The organism is Streptococcus sp. 2741, assembly GCF_013276315.1.
Taxonomy (GTDB): domain Bacteria; phylum Bacillota; class Bacilli; order Lactobacillales; family Streptococcaceae; genus Streptococcus; species Streptococcus pseudopneumoniae.
In genome coordinates, this window is the sequence record NZ_VMKU01000139.1 from 1 (window position 1) to 1,117 (window position 1,117).

At 41.4% G+C, this 1,117-nt stretch carries 1 protein-coding gene; it reads left to right on the forward strand.

The features are described from left to right. Positions 1–133 precede the first annotated feature (133 nt). Positions 134–994, forward strand: a complete 861-nt coding sequence (locus tag HT671_RS10655) for a DUF4299 family protein (protein ID WP_138703210.1) — start codon at positions 134–136, stop codon at positions 992–994. Positions 995–1,117: the final 123 nt, after the last annotated feature.

The following is a 1,117-nucleotide window of genomic DNA, read 5'->3' on the forward strand; positions in this document are numbered from 1 at the left end:
CAGTTACATATATCTACGGCAAGGCGAAGCTGACGCGGTTTGAATTTGATTTTCGAAGAGTATAAAGTTTGTTTTTGTATCTTTCAGAAAAATAAGGTATACTGTATGTAAACGATTTCAAAAGAGTCCAGTTATGGCGAAAACATTTTTTATTCCAAATAAACAGAGCATTTTAGGAGAACAAGAGATTTTGACTGCCAAGTCCATCTTGGCCTTGGTAGATGGTTTGGAGTCACATAGCTATGATGCGGTTTATCTCCGTCAGCTTCTTAACCGTCTTGAGTATATCGAGTGTGCGATAGTAGGGCAATCACAATTTCTCTTTAAGGTCAGTTATGCTGATGGTCGAAAGGCTTACCGTGTCGATCTTCCTGAGCTACTAACGAAGATAGACTGGGAGATCATCAAGTCATTTTTAGATGCTTTGCTTGCTTACACAGGAACTGAGATTGAAGGACTAGATGGTTTTGATTTTGAAGCTTATTTCCAAGCAAGTATTCAAGCCCATCTTGCAGACACTGCAGCCCGTTTTACGATTTGCCAAGGAATTTTTAATCCTGTTTTCTTTAGTCATGAGGATTTGAAAAGCTTTTTAGGGGAAGATGGTTTGGCACAGTTTGAAGCGCGTGTGCGTGCGGTTCAAGAGACAGATGCCTACTTTGCAAGAGTTTCCTTCTATCAGGATGGAGAGGGACAAGTGCATGGCGTTTACCATCTAGCTCAAGGAGTCAAGACAGTTTTACCGAGAGAACCATTTGTTCCTGCAGCCTATATGGAGCAATTGGTGGATAAGGAAGTCCAGTGGGAGATTGACTTGGTTCAAATCACAGGAGACGGCTCTAAACCAGAAGACTATGAGGCTATCGCTCGCTTGGACTATGCAAAATTCCTAGAGTCGCTACCATCAGCATTTTACCACCAACTAGACGCCAATCAATTAGAAGTGCAACCCATCTTAGACAAAGATTTTAAAGCATTAGCACAAGAAGAGTAAAGCAGAAGCAGGTCAAGTGACTTGCTTTTTGATATATAAAAAATCCTGCCGTGAAAGACAGGATTGCTACTCAATGAAAATCAAAGAGCAAACTAGGAAGCTAGCCGCAGGCTGCTCAAAACA